Source organism: Rhodopila sp., assembly GCF_035548235.1.
In the GTDB taxonomy this organism is placed as follows: Bacteria; Pseudomonadota; Alphaproteobacteria; order Acetobacterales; family Acetobacteraceae; genus Rhodopila.
On record NZ_DASZTJ010000057.1, the window covers coordinates 18,730 to 41,060 of the forward strand.

General features: G+C 65.9%; 22 protein-coding genes. 4 read left to right on the plus strand and 18 right to left on the minus strand.

The features are described from left to right. Positions 1-181: 181 nt before the first annotated feature. Genes VHB27_RS04880 through VHB27_RS04890 form a run of 3 tightly spaced genes read right to left on the minus strand, consistent with a single transcriptional unit; the run spans position 182 to position 3,739 of the window. On the minus strand, positions 182-1,585 hold the full coding sequence (locus VHB27_RS04880) for a pyridoxal phosphate-dependent decarboxylase family protein (RefSeq protein ID WP_325597807.1): 1,404 nt from the start codon (positions 1,583-1,585) through the stop codon (positions 182-184). Then, positions 1,582-1,833 (minus strand): hypothetical protein, encoded by a 252-nt coding sequence (locus VHB27_RS04885; protein ID WP_325597808.1) that lies wholly within the window; start codon positions 1,831-1,833, stop codon positions 1,582-1,584. The genes VHB27_RS04880 and VHB27_RS04885 overlap by 4 nt, the downstream gene beginning before the upstream one ends. A 31-nt stretch (positions 1,834-1,864) precedes the next feature. Continuing rightward, the gene (locus tag VHB27_RS04890; protein ID WP_325597809.1) at positions 1,865-3,739 is read right to left on the minus strand and encodes a serine aminopeptidase domain-containing protein; all 1,875 of its coding nucleotides are present in this window, start codon (positions 3,737-3,739) and stop codon (positions 1,865-1,867) included. A gap of 373 nt (positions 3,740-4,112) precedes the next feature. On the opposite strand from VHB27_RS04890, the gene VHB27_RS04895 reads away from it, so the two are divergent. Next, a complete protein-coding gene (locus VHB27_RS04895) occupies positions 4,113-4,430 on the plus strand; it encodes a phosphopantetheine-binding protein (RefSeq protein ID WP_325597810.1) in 318 nt (105 codons plus the stop codon). 11 nt (positions 4,431-4,441) lie between these two features. Here the strand turns inward: VHB27_RS04895 and VHB27_RS04900 are convergent, their stop codons facing one another. The 9 genes from VHB27_RS04900 to VHB27_RS04940 all read right to left on the minus strand — a co-directional run bounded on the left by VHB27_RS04900 (position 4,442) and on the right by VHB27_RS04940 (position 14,253). After that, on the minus strand, positions 4,442-5,368 hold the full coding sequence (locus tag VHB27_RS04900; RefSeq protein ID WP_325597811.1) for an alpha/beta hydrolase: 927 nt from the start codon (positions 5,366-5,368) through the stop codon (positions 4,442-4,444). A gap of 21 nt (positions 5,369-5,389) precedes the next feature. Then, a complete protein-coding gene (locus tag VHB27_RS04905; protein ID WP_325597812.1) occupies positions 5,390-6,283 on the minus strand; it encodes an amino acid--[acyl-carrier-protein] ligase in 894 nt (297 codons plus the stop codon). Between the two features lie 61 nt (positions 6,284-6,344). Next, the gene (locus VHB27_RS04910) at positions 6,345-7,568 is read right to left on the minus strand and encodes an acyl-CoA dehydrogenase family protein (protein WP_325597813.1); all 1,224 of its coding nucleotides are present in this window, start codon (positions 7,566-7,568) and stop codon (positions 6,345-6,347) included. Between the two features lie 550 nt (positions 7,569-8,118). Next, positions 8,119-8,874: an energy transducer TonB gene (locus tag VHB27_RS04915; RefSeq protein ID WP_325597814.1), complete on the minus strand. Its 756-nt coding sequence runs from the start codon at positions 8,872-8,874 to the stop codon at positions 8,119-8,121. A 104-nt stretch (positions 8,875-8,978) separates the two neighbouring features. Beyond that, the gene (gene exbD, locus VHB27_RS04920; protein WP_325597815.1) at positions 8,979-9,416 is read right to left on the minus strand and encodes a TonB system transport protein ExbD; all 438 of its coding nucleotides are present in this window, start codon (positions 9,414-9,416) and stop codon (positions 8,979-8,981) included. A gap of 4 nt (positions 9,417-9,420) precedes the next feature. After that, a complete protein-coding gene (gene exbB, locus VHB27_RS04925) occupies positions 9,421-10,281 on the minus strand; it encodes a tonB-system energizer ExbB (RefSeq protein WP_325597816.1) in 861 nt (286 codons plus the stop codon). Then, on the minus strand, positions 10,278-11,387 hold the full coding sequence (locus VHB27_RS04930; protein WP_325597817.1) for a PepSY-associated TM helix domain-containing protein: 1,110 nt from the start codon (positions 11,385-11,387) through the stop codon (positions 10,278-10,280). Before VHB27_RS04930 ends, exbB begins: the two co-directional genes overlap by 4 nt. 4 nt (positions 11,388-11,391) lie before the next feature. Next, a complete protein-coding gene (locus tag VHB27_RS04935; RefSeq protein WP_325597818.1) occupies positions 11,392-12,072 on the minus strand; it encodes a Fe2+-dependent dioxygenase in 681 nt (226 codons plus the stop codon). Positions 12,073-12,075: 3 nt separating this feature from the next. Further along, positions 12,076-14,253: a TonB-dependent receptor gene (locus tag VHB27_RS04940; RefSeq protein ID WP_325597819.1), complete on the minus strand. Its 2,178-nt coding sequence runs from the start codon at positions 14,251-14,253 to the stop codon at positions 12,076-12,078. Positions 14,254-14,359: 106 nt separating this feature from the next. Between VHB27_RS04940 and VHB27_RS04945 the strand changes: the two genes are divergently transcribed. Both VHB27_RS04945 and VHB27_RS04950 read left to right on the plus strand, forming a co-directional pair. Then, positions 14,360-15,178 (plus strand): tetratricopeptide repeat protein, encoded by an 819-nt coding sequence (locus VHB27_RS04945; RefSeq protein WP_325597820.1) that lies wholly within the window; start codon positions 14,360-14,362, stop codon positions 15,176-15,178. Positions 15,179-15,209: 31 nt separating this feature from the next. After that, complete coding sequence (locus VHB27_RS04950) at positions 15,210-15,773, plus strand: DsbA family protein (protein WP_325597821.1); 564 nt, start codon at positions 15,210-15,212, stop codon at positions 15,771-15,773. A 7-nt stretch (positions 15,774-15,780) separates the two neighbouring features. Here the strand turns inward: VHB27_RS04950 and VHB27_RS04955 are convergent, their stop codons facing one another. The 6 genes from VHB27_RS04955 to VHB27_RS04985 all read right to left on the minus strand — a co-directional run bounded on the left by VHB27_RS04955 (position 15,781) and on the right by VHB27_RS04985 (position 21,700). Further along, positions 15,781-16,767, minus strand: a complete 987-nt coding sequence (locus VHB27_RS04955; RefSeq protein ID WP_325597822.1) for a hypothetical protein — start codon at positions 16,765-16,767, stop codon at positions 15,781-15,783. Beyond that, the gene (locus tag VHB27_RS04960) at positions 16,764-17,810 is read right to left on the minus strand and encodes a hypothetical protein (RefSeq protein ID WP_325597823.1); all 1,047 of its coding nucleotides are present in this window, start codon (positions 17,808-17,810) and stop codon (positions 16,764-16,766) included. Before VHB27_RS04960 ends, VHB27_RS04955 begins: the two co-directional genes overlap by 4 nt. Before the next feature lie 144 nt (positions 17,811-17,954). Next, the gene (locus VHB27_RS24870) at positions 17,955-18,488 is read right to left on the minus strand and encodes a UGSC family (seleno)protein (RefSeq protein WP_422662663.1); all 534 of its coding nucleotides are present in this window, start codon (positions 18,486-18,488) and stop codon (positions 17,955-17,957) included. A 35-nt stretch (positions 18,489-18,523) separates the two neighbouring features. Beyond that, entirely contained in the window at positions 18,524-19,468 is a 945-nt protein-coding gene (locus VHB27_RS04975; RefSeq protein WP_325597826.1) for an NAD(P)/FAD-dependent oxidoreductase, read from the minus strand. 2 nt (positions 19,469-19,470) lie between these two features. Next, a complete protein-coding gene (locus tag VHB27_RS04980) occupies positions 19,471-20,679 on the minus strand; it encodes an LLM class flavin-dependent oxidoreductase (RefSeq protein WP_325597827.1) in 1,209 nt (402 codons plus the stop codon). A gap of 187 nt (positions 20,680-20,866) precedes the next feature. Further along, positions 20,867-21,700 carry a sulfite exporter TauE/SafE family protein gene (locus VHB27_RS04985; protein WP_325597828.1) on the minus strand — a complete coding sequence of 278 codons (834 nt, stop codon included), beginning with the start codon at positions 21,698-21,700 and terminating at the stop codon, positions 20,867-20,869. A gap of 148 nt (positions 21,701-21,848) precedes the next feature. On the opposite strand from VHB27_RS04985, the gene VHB27_RS04990 reads away from it, so the two are divergent. Continuing rightward, on the plus strand, positions 21,849-22,331 hold a 483-nt coding region (locus VHB27_RS04990; RefSeq protein ID WP_325597829.1), incomplete at its 3' end, for an AraC family ligand binding domain-containing protein.

Genomic DNA, 22,331 nt, shown 5'->3' on the forward strand with positions numbered 1-22,331 from the left:
CTGCTTCAAATCTTCCCGCCTTCAGGGGAGCTGCAACATGACCGTTCTTTGCCAAGGTTGCCGCCTGAAACTGGACAATCATCCGCTAGAAGTCAAGAATTAATGATGATTCCCCAATTTTAGATGTCATAGACCAAAAAGTCGTCTTGGTTGCAAAGTTTCTACATCTTCAACCGGGGATTTATCGCGCCGCTTCCAGCGCCCCGACCAGTTTCTCCACATCCTCGACCGCCGTCGCCCCATGCGTGACGCAGGTCCGGATGACCGGCCGGCCTTCAAACATCGCCACGGAAATCCAGGCCGTTCCCGCGGCGAGCACACGCCGGACGATCGTAGCCGGATCGGCCGATCCTTCCGGCGGTTCCAGGCAGAGCACCGCCAGCGGCGAATCGTTCGCGACCCGCCACCCAAGCGATCCCAACCGCCGCGCAAGCAGCCCCGCCAGACCGATCGCCCGTTCCACATGCGCGGCGTAACCGTCCCAGCCGGCGGCAGCCAGCGCCAGGAACAGCCGCAGCCCCAGGAAGCGCCGCGACCATTGGATCGAATTGACGTAGGGATCGACGCTGACGCTGTTCGACGGCATGTAGCCGGTGGAGACCTGGAACGCCGCGGACAGCACGGCCGGGCGGCGCGTCAGGAACATCCCGCAGCCCATCGTCGTCGCGAACCATTTATGCGCGTCGATCGTCACTGAGTCAGCCAGTTCCAGGCCAGCCAATACGCCCCGGCGCTGCGGAGAGGCGATCGCCGCCCCACCCCAGGCCGCGTCGACATGCAGCCAAAGCCCGTGGTCCCTGGCGATCGCCGCGCAATCCGGCAAGGGGTCGATCATGCCGGCCGCCGTCGTGCCGGCGGTCGCGGCCACCATGAACGGCACCGCCCCTTGCGCCCGATCCGTCGCGATGGCGTCCGCCAGGCTGGGGGCATGCAGGCGTCCTTGCCCGTCGGTCCGGACCAACCGCACCGCCTCGCGCCCGATGCCCGCCTGGTGCGCGATCTTGATCCAGGCGAGATGCGCTTCCCGCGAGATGTAGAACACCGGCGGCCCGTCGAAGCACCGCGCGCCCAGCCGGGCGAAATCGGGACTGGCGACGGTCAGGGCGCAGGTCAGCGCCGTCGCGTTCGCCTCGGCACCGCCGGAGGTGAAATGGCCGCCCGCGTCCGCCGGCAGGCCTGCCCGAGCGGCGACGGCGCGGATGACATGGGCTTCCATCGCGACGGCGGCGGGGGACGTCGTGGCGCTCGCAAGCTGCGGGTTGAAGGCCGCGACGATGCGGTCGGCACACTGCGCCGGAAAGGTCGGAGCCGGGTTGAACAGGCCGAAATAGCGTGGGTGGGTGATCTGCGTGACCCCACGCTCCAGGCTTTCGATCACCCAGGGCAGCAACGCGTCGAGCGCCCGCGGGGCGGCGAAATCGACCTCTGCCAACTCCTCCCGGAACCGGCTCATGTCCAGCGTCGGCGCCACCGGCCCGGCGGCGATCCGCCGGTCGAGGCCGTCCAGCGCCGCAGCGAGCAACGCCTCCGACCGTCGGCGGTCGGCGGCGGCAGGGAACAGGCCGGGGACCGGAGGATGGGTCATGAATGGACCGCGGCCGCCTCATACAGATGGACGAGGTCGCCGACGGTGACCGGGATCGCCACGTCGTCGCCCGAACCGAACGGGTCGACCCCCAGTTCATCGTCCAGCGTGGCGACCAGGATCGCGAGACACAGCGAGTCGAGACCAGATTCGAGCAGTAGAACCCCATCGGCCAGAGGGACGAGTACTTTGTTTTGCTGCTTGGCAACAACAGCCATTTGATCGAGAACAGTCGAACGGATTGTCATAGTCTGACTCCAGTGGAAGAATACTTAACATTTACCCGGGATTTACGGCGGCGGCCTGGTTGGGCAGGCTACCGGCATCGCCGCCGTCATTCAATTCCGTCACGTACCGTATCATCAGATCGATCGCGGTCCGGCGCATCGCGCCGGCGGTGAGCATGTGGTCGAGGCCGGGGACGATCCTGACCGTCGTGCCGGCGAAGGCCATAAGCCCGGTGCCGCCGCGGCCGAATTCCTGTTCGATCGCATCGACCCCGTGATCGCCGGACGAGAACAGGAAGAACGTCTTCACCTGCCGTCGCGACAGCGCCGTCATGATCCGGCGGCCGACACTCTGCCGCTCGACCCAGCCGCGCCGCTCCGCCCAGCCCAGCACCGCGTCGCGCGCCCGCTCGGCCGTCCGTTCCGCCTGCGTCCATAGGATCTTGCCTATGTCGAGATCGCGCATGAGCCGCCCCCAGGCCTCCTTGGCGACGAGCCGCTGCACGTAATGGCTGAGCTTGGTGTTCCGGCGCGTCACCGAGAACAGGTCGTCGTCGCTGCGCCACTCCAGCACCGGCAGGTTCACCATCAGCACCACGCCGATGCGCTGGTCCGCCACCGCCCCGTGCAGCGCGTGATAGGCGCCCGAGCAGATGCCATGCACGGCGAAGCGGCGATATCCGAGTTGCGATAGCAGATCGATTGCCGCGCCGATATCGGCCGAGCGGTCGATATTGAACTCCGGCGCTGAAACAGGGATCTTGTCCGTCCGGTCGGCGCTGTCGCCCAGCCCCGCGAAGTCGATCCGAAACGAAGCGATACCGGACCGGGCGAGATCCCTGGCGAACTGTACGGCGAACCGCGCGACGCCGTAATGCGGGTTGAGCCCGGTGTTGCCGATGATGACGGCGAGATCGCCCGCGTCCCCATCCGGCCGGCAAAACATGCCGAACAGCGCATCATCCGGTCCGAACCGCAGCGGCGTTTCGACCCAGCCCGGCGCGGCGAGGACCGCGGCCGGCCCGGCTGCGCCGACCACCGACACCGGCGGGGTCGGCACCACCTGCCGCATCCAGGCCAGCAGCGGCGAGAAATCCATCGGCCGCGTGTCCAAACCTTCGATCGGCTGCAGCATGGGTGCGAGGCAGGCGAAGTCGGTGCTGGTGACGTCGGCACCCTTCTGGCGCCAGGCCCGCTCGCAGTCCGCGCCCAGCTTGGATGGCGCCTGCATGAACAGGCCGACCGGCAGGTCCGGCGGCAGGCTGGCGTTCCGCAAGTCGACCTGGGCGATACGCTCCAGGGTTTCCGCACCCAGATACAGCTCGTGCAGTTCCAGCCCGCCATCGGGCAACACGGCGGCCCGGTTTTCCAACCGCGCCTGCATCTGCAGTTGTTGCACATAGGACCGGCCGCGCAGCACCGGCGCCAGCAGCACGAGAGCAGCCACGTCGTCGCGCTGCTCCGCCGCCAGGGTCGCAAGCGTGGCGCCGATACGCACCCCGCACAGGATGACCCGCCGCGCCCCCGTCTCCCGCCGGAGATGATCGAGTGCGGCATGAATGCTCTTCCGCCAGGTTTCCCAAAGCTCGGTCCGCTCGGGATCTTCGGCGGAGTCGCCCGTATCGGGATAATCGAACCGCATCGCCGGGTAACCGGCGATGGCCAGTTCGTCCGCAAGGTTCCGCAAGGGATGGTGCGCGCGCACCATGTCCCAATTCAACCCTGAACAGATAAGAACAGCAACATCACTACTTTTAGTTGCTCTAATATAATGTAACCAACCGAAAGACGAGCCTATGACCACCGGCTGCATGGTCGGGCGACGATCGGGCGCGGTCCCGTCCGCCACGCCGGGGTTCGCCGGATTCATGATGACGCCGCCCGTTGCACCCACCGCGGCGAATCCCAAGTCAGGCGCTGGAAACATGGCTTTTTCGTCATGCCCGCCCTGATTCGGATGAACCGATATAGCAACGGTCGACGCCTGCCGCGCGGGCCTGATGATCGGCGCTTCGTCGTCGTAATACGCGTGAGAGGGCAACTGCCTGAACTCCGGAAGATTAAGCCAGACGAAAGATTGCAGCCGGCATCCCGCACGACCGCCCAATCTTGATATCCGACATTTTCGGACATCCGACGGGTATGGATAAAGTTTGTCATACTGTATCCATTACGTCTACCTATCTGTTGACTTGCGACGTGCATTTCTGCTTAAAGTGCGTCCAGAAAGTGAAAATCCTGGGCTGGGCCGACGGTTTCTGAGACAGCCTCTCGTGAAATTTTGTTGCGGATATAATATCATGTCAATGCAGGACGTATCGGTTCTTCCGGAAATGCCGCTTGCCTCCGGGGTCGTTGGAAATATTTCGCTATCTTCGCGGGAACGCTTGCGGGAACTGGTTGCCGAAATCCTGTCAACACAATCACAGATTACATCGTTTTCGGACGATGACACATTGGTTGAAATCGGAATTACATCCGTCGACATGGTCACGCTGCTGCTCGCCGTCGAAAGCACGTTCAACGTCGAAGTCCCGCAGCATGAGATCACCGCGGAAACGTTTCGGTCGATCGCAACTGTCGACGCGCTGCTTGGCCGCCTAGGATACGCCGCGTAGCCCTGAAACGGCTACGCTGCCCCCAGCCTTTCCACCACCTCGGCCCCGATCTGCCGATGCGCCTGGCGTGCATACGGGACCACGCGGCCAAACGCATAAAACAGATGAACCATTCCCGGATGGCAGGTGTACCGCACATCAACGCCAGCCTGGCGTAGCCGTTCGGCATAGGCAGCGCCTTCATCCTTCAACGGATCGAATTCGGCCGTATGGATCACGGTCGGCGGCAGATGCCGCAACTCCGGCTGCCGCAGCGGTGAAATATCCGGATGAAGCGGGTCCGTGCCGGGCGGCAGGTAGTGGGCCATTTCCTCGGCCAGGCCGCGCGTTTCGACCAGGTAACCCTGCCCCATCTCACGGCGGGACACCGTATCGGCGTTAGCCTCCAGAATCGGGCATAGCAGAAGCTGCAAGGCCAGGACGCCAGGCCTTGTCCGGGCAACATGGCTGCAAACCGCGGCAGCCAGCGTTCCGCCGGCGGAATCACCCGCGATCCCGATCCGCGTCGGATCGACCGCGATCTCCTCGGCATGGTCGATCACCCAACCGGCCGCGGCCAGTGCATCGTCCAGCGCGGCCGGGAATCTGTGCTCAGGCGGCTGTCGGTAGAGTACGGAAACGATACGGCTTTCCGTCACTTCACATAGAGTCCGACAGAATGGATCGTGCGTATCCAAGTCGCCACAAATAAAACCACCGCCATGGAAATAGACCAACGCCGGCAACCGGCCGGAATCGGCGTTTCGTGGCGCGTAAAGGCGAATGGTCACCCCACCGGCCAGATCCCGTTGTTCGATAGCCCCGACCTGGCTGCCGATCTCGGACAGCCGCATCAGGCCACGAAATGCGTCCCGCCGCTGCGTGATGCCGGGGTCCGCCACCGTTCCGGCGACAGACAGCGTGCGCAGAAGACGTTTGATATGAGGATCAAGCGGCATGGCCGGGACGGCGGCCGCAGGTCACATCTTCAACGCGTCACGCACACTCGCCGGCCATGACGCGATGTCCAGACCGTGCGTCGCGAACATCGCAACCGCCAGGCGATCCATCCCGAAGGCCGCGCACCCGGTGTGCACCGGCGCACCGGCATGGTCCTGGAAGTTCCAGGTCGTGCCGAAATGGTCACGGTGGTAGTTGAAGCTCATGCACGCCGTCGGGCGATCCGTGCCGTAGATCGGCACCAGCAGCTCGAACTTCAGCGCCTGCTGGAACTGGGCGACAGCTTTCATCTGGCCTTCGCGCCCGAAGAACGGATCGCTCGCCGTCTCCACCTTCGCCGGCAGACCGAGTCGCTGGGCGATCTGCTGCCCGCGCTCGATCCAATAGGTGCGAAAGGCGACGACGTCATTCGGCTCGCCGATGCAGACGTACTCTCGCATCCGAAACGACTGCAGCCTGTCGAGCATCTGCGATGGTTCCCGGCGGAAGCAGTCGCAGGCGACGTCGAACACCAGGCCGCCGCGCGGTGCCGGACCACGCGACGCAGCGATGGGATAAATGGGATAACAGGCGGCCGGCGACAGCACCAGGTCGGCGGGCGCCAGCGACGTCGTCCAACTGCCACCGGCGTAATGGCGCTGCACGGCGGCGCGGATATCCGCCTCACTGCCATGCAGCGAGCAGACGCAGCCCAGCAGGTTCGGAAAACTGTTGAGGTAGCCTGACTTTTCCAGGTCAGCCCTGCTCATGACGGGTGGAAAACGGAAAACTTCCGCGGCCGCGGGCCGATATTCCGATATCAGCGCGGCCAGCCGCTCCACCACGCCCTCATAAAGGCCGGTCCGAGCATAGACGCCGTCCACGCCCATCGGATGAAACAGGCCGGCAGCGAGCCGTTCAGTCAGTTCCGTCATTTCGATTCCCGACTATCGATTGCTGGATTCAGTGCTGACGCCATCATTTCACTTGGAAACGCTACTCGCTCAAGAAGGGCGGGACCGCGGTCAACAAGGCGGTCGTCGCCAGGTTGGTCATGATGCGGTCGTTGTTGATCATAATCGGCGAAGACAGCACATCGCGCAAATGCCGGCCAACGCTGACGTCGGAGTCGTTCCGATACCCCGACAAGCCGCACGCCCGCATCGCGTCCAGCACGATGCCGACGGCCAGTTCGGACGCCTGGACCTTGGTGAGGTTCAGTTTTGCCTGGAAGTCCATCGAGGCCAGCACGCGCGGATTGTCGGCGTTCTGCTCGAACGACCGAACGGACGTCGCGATCAGGCCGCGCAACGACTGCAGCGAACCCGTGGCCGTGGTGAAATGCGGCGCGCCCGGCGGCAGGGTCCCGTTGTTCTGGCGGGCGGCGCGGCGCACGAATGCACGGGCCCGCTCGACCGCGCCGGCGGCGATTCCGGCCCAGACCCCTGCCCAGGCCAGGTGGGAGACCGGCACCATGCTGTACTTGTGAATCGTCTCGTACGGCTCCGGCAGTACCTGGTCGGCGGACCCGGTGGCCAACAGGTTGAAGCCGGAACTGCAGGTGCCGCGCATGCCCAGCGTATCCCACCCGCTGGTCGGCTTGAGCACGCAGTCGGACTTCAGGAAGCTGACAAGGACCTGGTCCGACGCGGCGGACACCGCGGACCGGCGCGCCGTGGTGATGATCGCGTCCGCCTGCTCGCCGTAAGAGACCACAGTCGCGGCGCGATCGAGTTGGATGCCCGCCGCCGTCCGCTCGACCGGCGCGGCACTGGACCGGACATTGCCGCCTGCCTGACCTTCCGTGGTCGAGGAGGCCAGCAGCATCTGCTCTGCGGCGATACGGCGAAGAAACGTCTCATGCCAGGCGCTGTCGTGCGCATGCCGCAGCACGCAAGCCACGCAGGCCTGGTGCATGGCGTAGATCATCGCCGCCGAGGAGCAGGCCTGCCCCAGCCGGTAGCAGATATCGACGATCTCGGAGAGGGTCGCGCCCTCGCCGCCCAGCGCCGCGGGCAGCATGATCCCCAGCAGACGCTGTTCCCGCATGGCCGCGAGCGCTTCGTCCGGGAACCGTGCAGCGCGGTCGACGGCGTCCGCGTGCTTAGCCGCGACCGCGGCCACGGCTTCGGCCCGAGCGCGCAGATCCCGATCGTCGCGGCTTGGGTCGCTGTCCAGGGGCATCTGCCGCGCTTCGGCGCCGCTGATTGCGTGCTCCATGCTGCCTCTCATCATTCTCTCACCACGCTTGGGTTTCGTTCGATCAGCCGGGACAAAGATTCAGTGTCGGACCAGTCGTTGCCGTTCCAGATCTTGAGATCGTCAGTATCAAGTCGAAGCGGCGGTCCTGCCGCAGTTGGCCGCACGGGTTCATCGGAACAGACAAATTGTCTATACTGAACACATGACGCCATCCACCCGGGCTGGTGCGGCTTCCTCACCGCCTTCAACCCCTCAACCTTGGAAACCATCCGCAACGGGACCACGGTCGCGGTTTCGTCGAACCCAACGCTTTGAAGATCGTGACGTCGACCCTTCTTCCGACGGGAGGGCCGAGTCCTTACCAGACTTACCCAAAAACGGAACACATTTCCTATTTTTAGAAAAACCACCATCACATCCAGGTGTTTTTCATCATTAATGAGACGTAGCAGCTATAGCGCGTCAAAAGCAAGTAGAATCGCCAGGCACGGTCACGACCGGCTACAATCAGCCCCGGCGGATGCCGAAAGAAAGCCGCGCGTCGTCGCGACCGCCGAATTTCCCTGCGCTACCGTAGCGAAAAGCTGATCGGCACGACCAGATCGATGAGGTTCCCCGGCACCTGGGCCGGCGGCTTGGGCAGAGGCTGTGCGCGATCCACCAGGCTCTCCGCCTCCTGATCCAGGTCGGCGTGTCCGGAGCTTCGCGCCAGCGCGATGCCGTGGACCATGCCCGACCGGTCGATGGCGAAGCGGACCAGGACGATGCCTTCCTCCCCGCGCCGCTGTGCGGCGATCGGATAGCGCTTGAACCGTGCGAGATAGGCGGCAACGGCGCTTTCCCAGGACGCCGTCACAGGCCCCGACGGGGCGACTGTCTGCGGTGCCGCGGCCTGGGTCGGCGGCTGCGGGACGGGTGGCGCCGGCGCGGGTTCGGGCGTCCGCGTTTCCACCGGCGCGCGATGCACCGGCGGCGGCCGGCGCTTGAGCTTAGGTTTGGGCTTCGGGACCGGGAGGTCCGGCGGGATCTCCTTGGCCAGCGGCGGCGGCGGTTCCGGCAGGGGCAGCGGCTCCGGCGGCGTCACGTCAGGCGGTGTGGGATCGGGCGGTGTGGGATCGGGCGGAGTCGGCGGCGGCTCCCTGGCAGCCGGCGGCGGCGGCTCCAGCGTCGGCGGCGCTGGTTCGGGCGCCGGCGCGACGACCGGAGGAGCGGGCAGCGGCGCCAGATCCAGTTCCACCACCGGCGCGGCGTTCACCGGCGGGGTCTCCGGCTTGATCTCGCGCAGCCGCAGCATGGCCGCGCCGTGAAGCAACACGACCGCCACGAAACATAGACCCCAGCGGACCGCCGAACGGCCTCCTCCTCCGCTCCACGCTTGTTCCCCCGTGGCGCCTCCTGCGGGCCGCTCCGGCTCGACAGTGGTGGCGCTCAAGGCGTCGTCCCCGTCGGGGTAGCCTGTTCCAACGCCACCAGCGCAACCTTCAGGTAACCGGCCTCCCGCAGCCGGTCCATCGCACCCATCAGATCCTCATACGGCACCGTCTTGTCGGCGCGCAGGAAGATGCGCTGCGATTTGTCGCCGTGACTCGCCTGTTCCAGCGCCTGGGCCAGGCCGTCGGGCGCCACGACGTCATCGCCCAGGGCCAGCGTATGGTCGGCCTTCACCGTCAGGAAGATCGGCTTGTCGGGACGCGGCGACGCCTGCGCGGTCGAGCTTGGCAAGTCCACCGCGACATCCACCGTCGCCAGCGGCGCCGCCACCATGAAGATAATGAGCAGGACCAGCATCACGTCGATGAACGGCGTGACGTTGATCTCGTAGTGCTCCGCGAGTTCGTCCTCGCCGTCGTCCAACCGGGCGGCCATCGGACTACTCCGCCGCCGACCGCAGCGGCACGTGATGCAGGTCGAGGTCGCGTGAGGCCAGCCGCTCCACCGCCGCCGCCAAGTCGCCAAGGCCCGCCTTGTAGCCCGCCAGTCCGCGGGCAAACAGGTTGTAGATCACCACCGCCGGAATCGCGGCGATCAACCCGGCCGCGGTCGCCAGCAATGCCTCGGCGATGCCCGGCGCGACAACGGCGAGGTTGGTCGTCTGCATCTTCGAGATGCCGATGAAGCTGTTCATGATGCCCCACACGGTGCCGAACAGGCCGATGAACGGCGCGGTCGCGCCGATCGTCGCCAGCACCCCGGTGCCGCGCCGCATTCGCCGCGCCAGCCGCAACTCGATGCGCAACAGGCGGGAGGCGATGCGGTCGCGAATCCCCTCGCGCGATGCGCCGGCCGAATGCGCCTTCTCCGTCTCCACCGCGGCCAGCATCAGCGCGGTCGGATCACCGCCCTTGCCGATCCGCACCTTCAGCTCCGCTGCCGACCGTTGCGTCTCCGCGACCTCCACCGCCCGGCGGAGCCGGCGGCTGGCCATGACCAGTTCGCAGCCCTTGGCCAGCAGGACGGTCCAGGTGACGATCGAGGCCAGCACGAGGCCGACCATCACCGCCTGCACGACCCGGTCGGCGTGCAGGAACATCGAGGTCACCGACAATTCCGGCGGCAGGATCGCGGCCGTTACCGACGGCGGCGCGACGGCGGGCGCGGCAGCCGAGGTGACCGTGGCCGAGGCAGCCGTCGGCGCGACGTCCTGCGCCCAAGCCAAGCCCGGCAGGCAGATGCCCACCGATCCGATTATCGCGATCACGCGGCGGCGCGCGTCATTCCAGCCTGTGCTCATTCGCCTGCTCCTTGCAAAGTCGCGTGCATCTGGCGCTTGCGGCGGGCAGAGCGCCGCAGCAGCCACATCGCCACGCCGGTTATCGGAAACACCACCAGGGCCAGTCCCGTCAGGCCGACCGCAAGGCGCCAGACCGGCCCCAAGCCGGCGCCCTCGTGAAGCGTGCGCAGCCAGGCGAGTACCTTCGCCCCGGTCGGACCGGCGTCCGGGTCCCGCTTGCCCAGGACGCGATGGGTCGCCGGATCAAGCATCACCAGTGTCGGCGGCCCGTCATCCGATCCCTCGGGGCGCATGACCGCCATCAACGGCCGACCCGCTCCCGGCGGAAACCGCAGCGAGACCAGCCTCATATCGGGCGCCGCGTCACGCAGCGCGGCTTCGACACCGGCCAAGACGACCGTCCTGGGCCCGTTCCCCCCAGGCGCCTGCCCGGGGGCCATTCTGAGCTGAGGGACGCCGAAGAACGCACCGAACGCCTGCGGAAACGCCATGGTCACGCCCGAGGCGGCCTGCAGGAACAGCAGGACCATCACCCACCCGCCGATTGCGCTGTGCAATCCCCTTTGCAGGCGGTATCCGGTCGCGCCGAACGGCACGGTCAGCGCCGCACGCCAGCGTCCATGTCGCGGCCAGAAGATCGGCACGCCGGTCAATGCCAGGATCGTTAGGCCGATCCCGCAACAGCCGATAACGTTGCGGCCAGCCGGACCGGGGATCAACAACGTCTCGTGGACGGCGTGGACCCAGCGATAGAGACTGTCCGGATGCGCCGCTTGGCCCAGGACCGCGAGGGAGGCTGGATCGACGTAGATACGCGTGTCGGCTGCCCGTTGACCTGGCCGCCCCAGGTCGACGACGGCCGGATGCCGGGCATCATCCGATGCTTCATATCGCAACAGCACGCTTCCGGGAGCGGCGGCCTCGGCGACAGCGACAACGGCCGCCATCGGGTGCGGCAACCCTGGCGAGGCCGGCGGCGCCGGCCTCGCCAATTCGCCGAACGGCGGTGCCGCGACCATGAAAATACCGGTCACCGCCTGGATCAGCATCGGCAGCGCCAGGAGCAGGCCGAACCAGCGATGGACGGCGCGCAGGAAGGCCATCATGGGCTCACACCTCGGCCCAGAGTCGCAGCAGGTTGTGATACACGCCGGTCAACTGCACCACGGCGGCGTGGTCGGGCACGTCGCGGCCCAGTTGCTGGATCGCGGTGTCGAGGTCGAACAGCAGCGTCCGCTGCTCGTCGCTGCGCAGCATGCTCTGGATCCAGAAGAACGCGGCGATGCGCGCACCTCGGGTGACCGGACGGACATGGTGCAGGCTGCTGGCGGGATACAGCAGCATATGACCCGCCGGCAGCTTGGCGGCATGGGCGCCGTAGCGGTCCTCGATCACCAGTTCGCCGCCGTCGTAGCTGTCGGGGGGACTGAGGAACAGGGTCGCCGACAGGTCGGTGCGCACCCGCATGGGCGGCGTCCGTGCCTGGCGGATCGCGTTGTCGACATGGGTGCCGAAGGATTCGCCGCCTTCGTACCGGTTGAACAACGGCGGAAAGACGCGCTGCGGCAGGGCGCCGGCAACGAACAGAGGCGTGCGTTCCAGCGCCGCCAGGATCACCTGGCCCTGCGCCCGCGCGACCGGATGGTCTTCCGGCACCTGGCGGTTATGTTTCACCTGGGCCGACTGAAAGCCGGCGGTGATCCGTCCATCGGCCCAGGCAGCCTTGGCGAGCGCATCGAGGCATGCGCGCACCTGGGCTGGTGTCAGAACGTCCGGGATGTGCAGCAGCATCCGTCAGAGCTTGGCGCTGATGGTAAACAGGGCGGCGCGCGCCGGCCCGAGGATGATGTGGCCGGGATGGAGCTCGTCGAAGTAATAGGTATTGGTCACGTTCGTGACGTTCACCTGCAGGCTGAGATTTGGGGTGATCGGGTATTTCGCCATCAGCGACATGGTCCAGTAGCCGGGCGCGCGTTCGATGATGTTCGTTCCGCTGACAGGGGTCGAGGACGCGGTCCTGGCGGAGACGAAGTTGATACCGCCTCCGATCTCGACGTTGTGCCAGGGCAGGCGGTATTCGGTCCAGGCGGTCAGGGTATGAGCCGGCGCGTTTGGCGGCGTATGGCCGACCTCCTTGGGATTCGGCGACGACACCACGATTGCGTCGTTATAGTTGTAACCGCCGAATACCTGCCATCGATCCGTCAGGTGGCCGGTCACGCCGATCTCGAAACCACGCACCCGATAGTTGCCGGCGAGAATGTCCGCGAGCGGATTGTTCGGATCGGTCTCCCGGACATTGCTCTTCTGCTCCTGATACAGTGCGCCTGTCAGCGAAACGCGCTGGTGCAGGAGGTTCCATTTCGTCCCGACTTCATAGATCGTCGTCTTTTCAGGGGCGACCGTGGCCGTGGCGGCGGTCAGCGACAGCGACTCCGCCGACGGGTCGAAGGACGTGCCGTAGTCGAAATAGATGCTTCCGTCGGTCGTAGGCTTGACGACGACCGCCCCATGATAGGTCGGCAGGTCGTCGTTTCGTGTCAGGTTCAGCCTGGTCGGCACGCTCTGGTGGAACGTGCTGTCGAAACGATCCCAGCGCCAGCCGCCGATCAGGTCCACATAGGGGCCGATGCTGATCGTATCGATGGCATAGATGCCGTAATTGTTGATGATGGTGTTGGTGATGGAACTGACGGTCGGCGACTGGGTGAACGGCACGGGTACCGGCGACAGCAGGCTGGTCGCGGTGGTTCCGTAGGTATACCGCGTCGGGTCCGACGTCTGCCGCGCGATTTCCACACCCGTGACGAGGGTGTGCTTGATAGGGCCGGTATCGAAATGGATCGTCGCGTTGGTCTGGTTGTCGAGAATCGTCTCCTGGCTGCTCAAGGCGATCGTGTGACGTGAAACGGTCAGCGCCGAGAGGGGAAGCAGCGGGTTGGAGACGATGCCCGTGGCCGGGCCGAAGCCGATGATCTGCGGTTCGGTCACCCGGATGGCGCGCTGGTAAGTGCCGTAGCGGAATTGGTCGTTGACCGTGATGTTGTCGTTGAAGTCGTGCTCGATCTTCGCCGTGCCGATGTTGACGTTGGTACGGAAGAAGTCGGAATCGGGATAGCCGTAGAAATTCCGCTGCGGCACCGGCGCGGGCCTGCCGCTGAGCCAGGGGATGCCGTAATCAGGCGTGTCGTATTCCTGGAAATGGAAATAGTCCAAGGTGACGCGCGTGGGCGTCCCGAGCCCGAACGCCAGCTCCGGGGCGAAACCAAAGCGGCTGAACTCGGCGTCGTCGCGACCGGCGACATCGTTCCGGTCGGCCATCAGGTTCATGCGCAGGGCAGCGCCGTTCAGGCCCTGGATGGGGCGATTGACGTCCGTGGTCATACGCGCCGTGCCATCCGTCCCGAAGCTCAGCGTGCCGGCGGTGATCGGCGTCAGCACCGGTTGCTTCGAAACCTGGTTGATCGCGCCGCCGGTCGATCCGCGGCCGAACAGGACCGAAGCGGGGCCCTTCAGCACCTCGATCGTTTCCAGGTTGAACGGGTCGCGATAGTAACTGCCGAAGTCGCGCACGTCGTCCAGGAAGAAGTCGTTCTGGGCGTTGAAGCCGCGGATCGACAGGTTGTCCCCCTGCTGCCCACCCTCCCCGGCCGCGAGGCTAATTCCCGGGACGTTGCGCAACGCGTCGCGCATGGTCGTCACACCCTGGTCGTTGAGCAACTGCCTGGGCACCTCGGTGATCGATTGCGGGGTATCGACGAGAGGTCCCGTCAGCTTGCCGAAACTTGGTGCGTCGACCTGATAGCCGCTGTTGCTGCCCGCGCTGCCTTCGACGGAAACCTGCGGCAATTCCCGCGACGTGCTGTCCGTGGCCTGCGCCCACGCAATGGTCGCGAATGGAAGGTTTGCGGCCGCCAACCCCAGGAACGTGCAGGTCGAAGGTCGAAGCGAAAGACGTTCAGGGGCGGGCATCCAACTGGGTTCCTTGACTTTCATATAAATGCGAACGATTCTCATTATCATTATCATCGGAATTCAGCCCCGACAAGCGTCCAGACGCCCAACCCGGAGATGACGAATGAGACTGCGCGCAAGCCGAGTCGCGGAGCCGATCGGGTTCGATTCGTTACGATCGTTGGATGAGACCCGCTGGCAATCGATCCTGTCCGGCGAACCCGCCAAGGCCGCGCAATGGCTGGAGGCCGCGGCGCGCTATGGGCTGGTGGAGGCGCAGACGCTGTTCGCCCAGCTTCTTCTCGACGGCCACGCCCTTCCCAAGGATTCCGCTCGGGCCTTTCGATGGTTTCGGATCGCGGCCGATGCTGGATATGCCCCGGCAATGAACATGGCAGGTCGGTGCCTGGAGCATGCCTGGGGCGTAGCGCGGGATTGGGAAGCCGCCGCCGCGTGGTATCGGCGCGCCGCCGAGGCGTCATTGGATTGGGCGCAATACAACTTGGCGAACATGTTGTTACGCGGCCGTGGCGTGCCGCGGGACCGACCGCAGGCACTTGATTGGTTCCTGCGCGCGGCAGCGCAGGGACATGCGAAGTCGATGAACCTCGTCGGCCGGTTCCTGGAAGAAGGATGGGAGATGCCGGCGAACCCCTCGGCCGCGATGGCGTGGTATCGCCGTTCGGCGGAACTGGGCGACTTCCGAGGTCAGTTTAATCTGGCAACCTGCCTGATCCAGGCTGGCCGCATCGCGGAGACGACACCCTGGCTGCAACAGGCGGCGGAGACGGGATCAGCCGATTTCTTGCGGGAGATGGATGTGTGGGCGCAACTTCATCCGGATCTGTGCCCCAAGCCGGTGCTGCAAACGATCGCCTCGCGTCTGGCGGCGATTGCGAGGGGCCATGGGGGCGCCATTCCCTCCACCATGGCGCCGGCCTAGGTTCGTGGCGCCCCAACACAGGAAGGCGCGCATGAACCAGGTATCGACATGGAAAGCCGATCCGTTGGCCTGGGGCCGCGGGCCCCGGATATTCGAAGCGTTCCTGGAGCCGACCTGCCCGTTCTCGGCGAAAGCGTTCGGCAAGCTGGACGAGACGCTGGCCTCGGCGGGAGAAGATCGCGTCACCATCAAGATCCGCCTGCAGTCCCAGCCATGGCACATGTACTCCGGCGTGATCGTGCGCTGCATCCTGGCCGCGTCCACCCTGCCCGCCGGGAAAGAGGCGGCGAAGTCCGTGATCGCGGCGGTGGCGGCGCACCGTGAGGAATTCGAGTTCGCGCGTCATTGCGGCGGACCGAACATGGACGCCACGCCGAACGACATCATCAAGCGGATCGAGGCCTATAGCGGCCTGCGGCTCGCCGAGGCTTTCGCCATCCCGGACCTGGACCGGGAAATCAAATGGCACTGCAAATACGCGCGCCAGAACGGCATCCACGTCTCTCCGACCTTCATGATCGACGGATTGGTTCGTTCCGACATGAGCAGCGGCGACAGCGTGTCCGATTGGGTGTCGCGGCTGCTGGCGGGGTAATCCGCCCTTACCCGACCGGTCGCGTGACGCAGTACGTGCCGCCGCCCCAGGGCACCAGGCAGGTCATCTTCACGCCGGCCCCGCCCGTGACGATGACATGGATGTCGCGGGGAGCGTGGGCGATCGGCCAATCCGGTCCGGACTCGGAATGCAGGAAATCCTGGGCCTGTTCCAGCGTCCAGCCGGCCTTGGCAACGACGTCCGCCATTTCCGGGGGCAGCAGCAGGAACTGCTCGCCAGGGTCGCGACGGCGGCCGCCGGACGACGCCTCGCGCGCGCCCTGCATCGCGGCCAGGGCGGGACGCAAGACGGCCTCCGGCGTCGACGCGCCGGCTTCGGGCAACACTTCCAGCGTGCCGGACAGGCCGATGACCGTGACGGCGTCCGCAGCCGCGTCCAGGCCTCGCCGCGCATGGAACGGGGTGGTCAGGGAATGCTCCCCCTCGGCGAAGGCCATGCCGTATTTCGCTGGTTGGCCCATCGTGGCCATGTCGCCCACCAGCGGCCGGGCGCCGCCGATGTTCGTCAGCACGAGGCGCAACGCCCGACCGATGCAGGCATTCGCCCGATTGCCGGGACCGAGGCAGTTGGTGCCGGCGTTCATGCCCAGGACCGTGGCCAACGGTCCATGCACCAGCGCCGCGACCGTCGGCGTACCGGTCGTGGTCTGGATACCGAGCAGGTTGAACGTCGGCTCCAGTGTCGCGATGGCGGCTTCGAGCACGACGGGGAACTCGGCAGGGCGGCATCCCGCGACCACGCAGCACCAGGCGGCGGCCTGGGCGGTGATCTCTCCGAACAGCGGCGGCATCAGGCCGAAGGAAGACGCCGGATCGCGGCCTCCCAACATGGTTGCCAACCGTTCGGCCGTCGGCACCACTGCGGGCAGCCCGTCGGCCAATTCCAACTCCAGCAACAGTCCCTGCGCTTCATCCCAGGCCGAATCATCGGCAAAGAGCGGCGCGTCCCGGTCGCCGACGGTGACGCTGCTCATCCGGCCGGCAAGGTGACGGGGATGGAGATCGCGGCGGTGCCGCCGAAGGACGGTATCCACGCCGAATGCTTGCCGGGACCGCCGGCGACGGCGATGTGGATGTCGTCCGGGGTCGGCGCGGTCTTGTAGAAGCCGTTTTCCGGCATGTGGCCGGCTTCCTGGTAGATGCGATGGTTCTCCGGCGACACCAGTGCCGCGGACACGCGTGCCTTGTCGAACAGGAACTGCTGGATCGCTTCGATCGTCCAGTTGTCGCGCGCCAGCGTCGCGGCGTGCTCCGGTCCGAACACCAGGACATACGGGCCTTTGGCATAGACCGTGTTCGCGGCGGGCGAGGCGATGGCGCCGGCGAACGTCGTCAGGATGCTTTCGCCGGTCGTGCTGCCATGGTCGTTCAGGTTGTGGTTCGGTTCGGCCGACATCACCGTCACCACACTTTCATGCGCCTGGAAGCCGTGGCGGACGTGATAGGGGGCGAAGGGGCTGTCCTCCTCGTTCTCGCCGAAGCAGAACGTGTATTTCGCCGGCGAACCGAAGGTCGAGCGGTCCATCACCGCCGGCTTCGCCCCGCCCACATTGCTCAGGATCAGTTGCAGCGCCCGGCCAATCGCGGCGTTGGCGCGCCAGCCCTGGCCGAAGCAGTTGGTGCCGCAGTTGATGTTCAGCGCGTGGCGCAGCGGACCGTTCACCATCACCATCGGCGCGCAGGAATGCGTCGTGGCCAGCGTTCCATGCAGGTTGTAATCGGCGACCAGCACGCCGCGCAGCGCCGACAGGACGACGGGGAAATAGGCCGGGCGGCATCCCGCCATCACCGCGTTCGCCGCCAGGCTGCGCAGCGTGGGCACAAGCTGGCGCGGCGTGATCGCCGGGAAGGGTTTGTTGTCGCCGCGCGCGCCGTCCATCATGCGGGCGACGGCGTCCTCGGTGGGCACGACCAGCGGCAGGCCGTCGGTCCAGCCCTGCGCTTCCACGTAGTCCGCCCAGGCATCGGCATCCATTTCCGGAATGTCGAGAACCTCGGCGTCGTCGGTATCGGACATCCTTGTTTCCCCAACGATAAAGGCTTCGGGCCGCCTCTTGTCCTCCCAGCCCCCATCATGGCCCGGCTCGACCGGACCATCCCCTGCCAGGGAGGACAAAGATGGTTCGGTCGAACCGGGCCCGACGGAGGAAGACGATCACGGTCAACCGGGGTCGGCGTGACCCTTCATCTCCTGCTTCAGCCCCTCGAACGCCGCCGAGATCCGGTCTTCCAACTCCGCGGCGTTCAGGCCGCCGACCGGATGCTTCACCACGATCAGATGCGGCTCCAACTTCCGGGCCTTGGCTTGCGCCAGGACCAGGGGCCTGAAGGTCTCCGTGGCGATCACCATCCCCGTCCCGCCACGCTTCCGGAATTCGATTGAGTCATGGAAACTCCACGACGAGCAGGACCCTCAGTCGCCGAGGGCGAACAGCCCGATCCGGTATTTGCGGGTGATGTCGTTGATCACCTCGGGCGAGGCCGGCTGGCTGGCGCTGGGCTTGGAGATGTAGTCGACATTGTCGATACGCCGTACCGTGGCCAGTCGGCTGCGCAGCCCCTCCAGCAATTCCCGGGCGTTGGGCTTGTTGTTGGAGAAGAGGATGATCGGGTCATTGAGCCAGTCGACCGGGGCGGCGGCTGCCACCCCGCCCCCCTGGGGCGCGATCCCGAACGTGGGATTGACGATGCGCATAGACGATTTCCTCCGCGTCGGCGCGTATCACACCCCTATTCGGCACACTTGCCAAGGGGGACAGCGGCGCGGCGCCCGTCTTCCATGGCGAAGCGGAGGGTGCGTTCGGCGCCGCTGCGGGCGTCGCCGGCGGCGAACAGGCCCGGCAGGCTGCATTGCTGCGCATCGCCGGTGACCAGGCGTCCATCCGCGTCCCGGGATAGATCGGCGGGGGCGAAGCCAACGGCGGGGCGGCGGCCGGTCTGGATGAAAACAGCCAAGGTTTCGAGCCGCTTCGGCGCTGCCCCATCCGCAGGCTGCACGGTCACTGAATCGAGACCGGGACTGCCCCCCAAAGCGGTGATGCGGCCGGCAATGACGGTGATGCCATCGGCGGCGGGCGCGGGCGCACCCTGGGTGACCAGCGTGACGCGGGAGGCGGTGGCGGCGAGTTCGCGGGCTTCCTCGACCGCCCAGCGGTCGGCACCGGCGACCACCACCGGGTCGCCGCGATACAGCGGACCGTCGCAGGCGGCGCAGTGCGATAGGCCCCGGGCTTCGTACCGGTCCTCGCCGTCGATACCAAGCGTGCCGGGGGCAAGGCCGACGGCGATGATCACGGCGCGTGCGTCGTGGGTCCCGCTGTCGGTGGTCACACGCCAGCCGCCGGCGGCGGGCATCAGGCCCGTGACCTCGGCGATCTCCAGCTCCGCGCCGGCCGTCACCGCGTCGTCCAGCAGGCGGGCGGCCAGGTCGGGTCCGGTCAGAGACGGACCGGTCTGGGGTTCGTCCAGGTGGGGTTCGTCCAGGTGGGGTTCGTCCAGGTGGGGTTCGTCCAGGTGGGGTCCGTCCAGGTCTTGCAGGGGGCCGAGGTTCATCAGTTCGCCACCCCCGCCCATGCGGTCGATGACGACGCAGGACAAGCCCGACCCAGCCGCCGCCGCGGCGGCACTCAGGCCTGCCGCGCCGCCGCCGATGATCACGACATCCCAGGCGGCCATGCTTACTCCGCCGCCTGCGCGGGCGTGATCTTCGCCATGTTGCCGCCGTAACGGGTCTGGAAGACAGCGGTGTCGATCTCCTCCAGGTCGATCTCGCGATTGATCACCTGCTCCTTCCACTTCAGCAGGTCCGGATGCGCGGCCTGGAATTCAGGCATGACTTCCCGGGCGAAGAGTTCGAGCGATTCGCAGATATGTTCGTGCGTGTTCTTGCCGGCCTGGTTCAGCAGGACGACCTGGTCGATGTTGGAGGTCTGGAACTTCCGCAGCTTCCGGCGAATGGTTTCAGGCGATCCGATCAGGCCGCCGCGCAGGGCCGAGGCGTGCGCTTCGGGATTCGCGCGCTTCCATTTGTTGTATTCTTCCCACATGTTCACCGCGCCGGGCGGCGGACGTTTCCGGTCGCCGCTCGCGCTGCTGTAGTATTTCAGGCAGAACTGGAAGAACGTATCGCCATCGGCTCGGGCCCTGGCCTCCTCGTCGGTCTTGGCGCACATGAAGAAGGACACCAGGGCGATGTTCGGATTGGTCCGGTAGTCGGCCAGCTTCTTCTGGCGTTTGACGAACGCGTTGTAATAGGCATGCACCCAGGCATGCGCGGCGTCGGCCGAAACGAACTGGAAGCCCAGCGCGCCCATGCCCCATTCGCCGCATTTGGCCAGGGTCTCCAGTTGCGAGCAGGCGACCCAGAGCGGCGGATGCGGCTTCTGCACAGGCTTGGGCAGCACGTTGCGCAAAGGCAGGTCGAAATACTTGCCATGATGCTCGCTGCCGCCATCCCTGAACATCGGGATGATGGCCCGGACGGCCTCCTCGAAGATCGCGCGCTTATCTCCGACGGCGACGCCGAACGGTTCCAGTTCGGTGGAGGAGGTGCTTTCGCCCATCCCCATCTCCACCCGTCCTTTCGACAGCAGATCAAGCGTGGCGATGCGTTCGGCCACGCGGCTGGGATGGTTGGTGGTGAGCTGGCAGATGCCGTGGCCGAGACGGATCTGCTTCGTGCGCTGGCTGGCGGCGGCGAGGAAGGATTCAGGCGCGGGCGAGTGGGAGTATTCCTCCAGAAAATGATGCTCGACCTGCCATGCGTAGTCGTAGCCGCAGCGATCGGCCAGTTCGATCTGCTCCAGGGCGTTCTGGTAGAGGGTCAGCTCGTCGTTCGGACCCCAGGGGCGCGGTAGCTGGAGTTCGTAGAAAATCCCGAATTTCATCTTGTTCTCCCGCGTTTCCTCGGCGTAGGGGGCGGGAGTGTACGGCAGGGGCTGGGGGTCAGCAACTGGCGGTCGGCGCGCGGAGTTTGGCGCGTGCTCTCAGCCCGATAACGATCCGATGGGCCTTAGCCCCCTCAAGGCCGCGAAGAATTTTCATTGGAGACCACCATCGAACCCTCGATATCGCCTAACCGCCTGCACCGTGCGAGGACGCATTTTTCGCATGTCCTCGCCGTATCCGTCCACGGAACGCGATGCCTTCGCGGACGATCACCAGCATCATGAATGCGCCGAACACGCATTGCAGCGTGCTCGCGCGCAGATAGAGCGCGAGCGCCACGCCGAGGATGCTGCCGACAAGCGCACCGCCACCCAACGCCGCGCCCAGTCTCACCGAGGCCGTTCCTTGCCGCACATGCGCGATCGCGCCGGAGATGGCGTTGGGCAGCATCAGGGCGAGGGAGGTTCCCTCGGCGACATGCTGCCCTCGCCCGAAGAGAAGCACCAGGGCCGGAACGGCAAGCAGGCCGCCGCCCAACCCCATCGCCGCCGACCACGCGCCGACGACCATGCCTATCAGCGCGGCGATGAGCGCGATGACCGCCTCGTGATCCAGGATGGCGGGCGGGAACAGCGCCGAGGCTCGCCCTTCGACAGCGCCGGCCGCATGAAAGAAGAGGTCGATCGTCGCGACAACGAGCACGAGAATGAAGATGGTTCGCAGTAGGATCTCGCTGCTTTGCTTCGCGAAGCGTGCACCGAGCGGCGCACCGACCAGGCCGCCGACGACCATCCCAGGCCCTGCCACAAGATCAAGGCTGCCGCCCCTCAAGACATAGAATGCCACCCCGGCAACGGCGATGGCGATGTTGGCAAGGGTCGAGGTCCCGTGGATCTCCGACCGTCTGAGGGAGGTGAAGTGGTCGAGTGCGGGCACGATGACGATCCCGCCGCCACCACCCGCCAATCCTCCGACGATCCCCGCTGCCACGCCGATGCCGGCCAGAAGGGTGGGACGCAATCGCGGGGAAGCCCCGCCCGATGGGAGCACGTTGGAAGGCGGTGTCACGATATCCTCTTCGGCCAGGTTCTCCCCGGGTCTACACGTGCCCCCGGCTCAGCATTCGCACGCGCAAGCACCATTTATCGTCGTGAAAGGATCAAATGCGATGCAGACCGTGCCCGACGCGACTCCCGCGTCACCGAGACTGATCCCGATTGCGAAGGACGCGCGAGCGTTCTCACGCGGGCGCCACAGTCATCCCTGGGCGCATCTGATCTATGCGACGAGCGGCGTCGTCTCTGTGACCACAGAAGCTGGGACCTGGGTGGTACCCCCCAATCGGGCTATCTGGGTTCCGGCCGGGGTGGAACACGCAACGCGTAGCCATGGTCCGGTCAGGTTTCGCGCGTTCATCGTCGAATCAGGGGCAAACGTGGATTTGCCGGCAGCATGCTGCGTTATGGAAATGTCCGAGTTGGCGCGGGCGCTCATCCTCCGTTTGGATGCCACCCTTTTTCCGGCCCGTCCAAACGATTTCACCGAGCGTGCAGCGCGGCTGCTGCTGGATGAATTGGGGGCCCTGCCGACCCAGCCGCTGCGTCTTCCGATGCCGCGCAACCCGCAGTTCGCAAAACTCTGCATCTCGTTA